Source organism: Pseudomonas sp. P4_C3 (genome assembly GCF_056402075.1).
Genome location: NZ_JBFUIC010000365.1, coordinates 1 through 3,663 on the forward strand (window position 1 = coordinate 1; position 3,663 = coordinate 3,663).

The following is a 3,663-nucleotide window of genomic DNA, read 5'->3' on the forward strand; positions in this document are numbered from 1 at the left end:
TAACAAAAGAGCTAAGAACATTCTGGAGCGTAGCTAAGAAATTTTTTTCATAACGGGTATGCCAAAAAAAACTTATGCGCCCTGCAAAATCCAGCACATTGTTCAATTCGAAAGCCCTTGTTTTATGGGCTCTAGGGCGCTCATCGGGGTTTGAGGAAAGTTCCAATCCACTTATCGACATAGAGCGGAGAAGTGCTGGAAGGGAGGGATGCGAGCGATCTGGTGGCGACGGTTTTTTGTCACTTGACTGATTCGAGATTGTTACGCATCGCTCACAGGCAACGTTGTTGCGCACAGGGATCCGATGCCATTGATTGCAGAGGGCTTTCCCTAAAATCGTAAACAGCGCCGTGAGCGACTGGCTGGGCGAGATCGTTGCCGGGGCCGCGGCTTACTCAAGTAAACCGGCACCCGCAACACGATTCGCCAGACAACCCGCTTGAGCCATGCGCACGTTCTTCGCACAAACAAGCTGCCGACAGCGGTTGGCAGCGGAGGAAGTGCACATGGCTACGCTCATCGGTATCGTCAGTAAGGTCATCGGCCAGGTGTTCGCGGTTGCGAGCGACGGCACCCGGCGTGCTTTGGTCGAGGGGGACAGGCTGTTTGCCGGCGACCAACTGAGCACCGGCGCAGAAGGCGCGGTGGCGGTGCATCTGCAAAATGGCCAGGAACTGACCCTCGGGCGCGGCAGCAGCATGCAGATGACGCCGCAGTTGCTCGCCAATCAGATTCCCCATGTGGACTCGTCTGAGGCGGTGACGCCGAGCGAAGCGCAGCTGACGGATGTCGCACAGCTGCAAAAAGCCATTACGGCTGGCGATGACCCGACCCAAACCGCTGAAGCCACCGCTGCCGGGCCTGCCACGACTACCGGTGTACCGGGCGGAGTCCAGGGCAGTGGTCATGGTTTCGTCCTGCTCGAAGAAGTGGGCGGGCGAGTCGATCCGATCATCGGCTTCCCCACTGCCGGTTTCAATGGCATTCCTGAACTTCCCGAAGAACGCCTGAACGCCAATCCAGACAATAACGTTGTAGCGGACGATGCTCCTGTGGTGCCGCCGGTGGTTGCGCAAGTGCCGAACAATCCGGTCACCTTCGACGGCCTGTCGGAGCAGAACGGCGAGCGGACCGTCAATGAAGCCAACCTGGCCGACGGTTCGGCGAGGAACGCAGACTCGCTGACGCGAAGCGGCACCTTTACCATCAATGCGCCAGACGGGCTGACCAGCCTTAGCATCGGCGCGATCAACTTGATCAGCGGCGGCGTCGCGGCAGGTTTCCCGCAGTCGATCACCTCCCCGCTGGGCAGCACGCTGACCGTCACCAGTTACAACCCGGCCACGGGCGTGGTCAGTTACAGCTACACCCTCAACCGTGCCGAATCCCACGCAAGCGGCGAGGGTGCCAATAGTCTTGTCGAACACGTCACCGTGGTGGCCAGCGACAGCAATGGCGACAGCATTACCGGTACGCTGGATATCAGCATCATCGACGACGTGCCCAAAGCAGTCGATGACAATAATGGCACCGCCTCGGAAACCCTGCTGACCCTCAACGGCAACGTGCTGAGCAACGACGTGCAAGGCGCCGACCGCGTGACGCTCGGAGAAAACACCGGCCCCATCACTCCCGGGACCTTCGCCGGGACTTACGGCACCCTGGTGCTCAACGCCAACGGCACTTACACCTACACGCTGAACACCAGCGATGCCGACTTCATAGCCCTGCACGGCGGTGGCAGTGCGACGGAGACCTTCAGCTACACCCTCACCGATGCGGACGGCGACAGCAGCACCGCCAACCTGGTGCTGCAGATCCACAACAACGATGATTCGGTGACGGTTGGCGGTTTGAACATTGGGGGCGGCGAACTCACCGTCTTCGAGAAAAACCTCAGCGACGGCAGCGCACCGGATGCCACGGTGTTGACCCAGAACGGCACCTTTACGGTCACCGCCCTCGACGGCGTAACGACCCTGACCGTCGGCGGTATCGCCGTGGTCACCGGCGGTGTGGCCGCCGGCTTTCCACAATCTATCACCACGCCACTGGGCAGCACCCTGACCATCACCGGGTTCAATGCCGCGACCGGGGTGATCAGCTACAGCTACACCCTCAACGATAACGAAGCCCACCCAACCGCCAATGGCGCCAACACTTTGCCTGAGCAGTTCGCCGTGACCGTGGTCGACGACAACGGCACCACTGCGACCGGCAGCCTCGACGTGAACATCGTCGACGATCTGCCCAATGGCGTGGACGACAGCAATGCTTCAACGGCTTCGGAAACCCTGCTGACCCTCAACGGCAACGTGTTGAGCAACGACGTGCAAGGCGCCGACCGGGTAACGGTGGGTGAAAACGCCGGACCGATCACCCCCGGCACCTTCGCCGGGACTTACGGCACCCTGGTGCTGAATGCCAACGGCACCTACACCTACACCCTCAACACCAGCGATGCCGACTTCAAGGCCTTGCACGGCGGCGGCAGTGCGACGGAGAGCTTCACCTATACGTTGATGGACGCCGACGGCGACATCAGCACCGCCAATCTGGTACTGCAGATCCACAACAACGATGATCCGGTGGTCCTCAACGGCCTCAACGTGTATGGCGGTGAGCTGACGGTTTACGAAAAAAACCTCGGCGACGGCAGCAGCCCGGACGCACCGGCTCTGACCCAGAGCGGCACCTTCACCGTGACCGCGCTGGACGGCGTCACGAGCCTGGCCGTCGGCGGTATTGCCGTGGTCACCGGCGGTGTGGCCGCCGGCTTCCCGCAGTCGATCACCACACCACTGGGCAGCACCCTGACCATCACCGGGTTCAACGCCGCGACCGGTGTCGTGAGCTACAGCTACACCCTGAATGACAACGAAGCGCACCCGACGGCCAACGGCGCCAACACCCTGCCTGAGCAGTTCGCCGTGACCGTGGTCGACGACAACGGCACCACCACGACCGATTCACTGGACGTCAACATCGTCGACGACCTGCCAAAAGCCGTGTACGACAGCAATGCTTCAACGGCCTCGGAAACCCTGCTGACCCTCAATGGCAACGTGCTGAGCAACGACGTGCAAGGCGCCGACCGGGTAACCGTGGGTGAAAACGCCGGCCCGATCACCCCCGGCACCTTCACCGGCACCTACGGCACCCTGGTACTCAATGCCAACGGCACTTACACCTACACCCTCAACACCAGCGATGCCGACTTCAAGGCGTTGCACGGCGGCGGCAACGGCACCGAAACCTTCACCTACACCCTCACCGACTCTGACGGCGACAGCAGCACGGCCAACCTGGTGCTGAATGTCTACAACAACGACAATCCGGTGACCCTCAACGGCCTCAACGTGTATGGCGGCGAGCTGACGGTTTATGAAAAAAATCTCGGCGATGGCAGCAGCCCCAACACGTCGGCACTGACCCAGAGCGGGACTTTCACGGTGGCCGCGCTCGATGGCCTGCAAACCCTGACCGTCGGCGGCATTGCCGTGGTCAGCGGTGGTGTGGCCGCGGGCTTCCCGCAATCGACCACCACCCCGCTGGGCAGCACGCTGACCATCACCGGGTTCAATGCCGCGACCGGGGTGATCAGCTACAGCTACACCCTCAACGATAACGAACCCCACCCAACCGCCGACGGCGCCAACAGCC

General features: G+C 61.4%; 1 protein-coding gene. It reads left to right on the top strand.

Going from position 1 to position 3,663, the window contains the following annotated elements; translation table 11 throughout:
- Nucleotides 1–506: 506 nt before the first annotated feature.
- On the top strand, nt 507–3,663 hold a 3,157-nt coding region (locus AC1DVH_RS27635), incomplete at its 3' end, for a retention module-containing protein (RefSeq protein WP_477756466.1).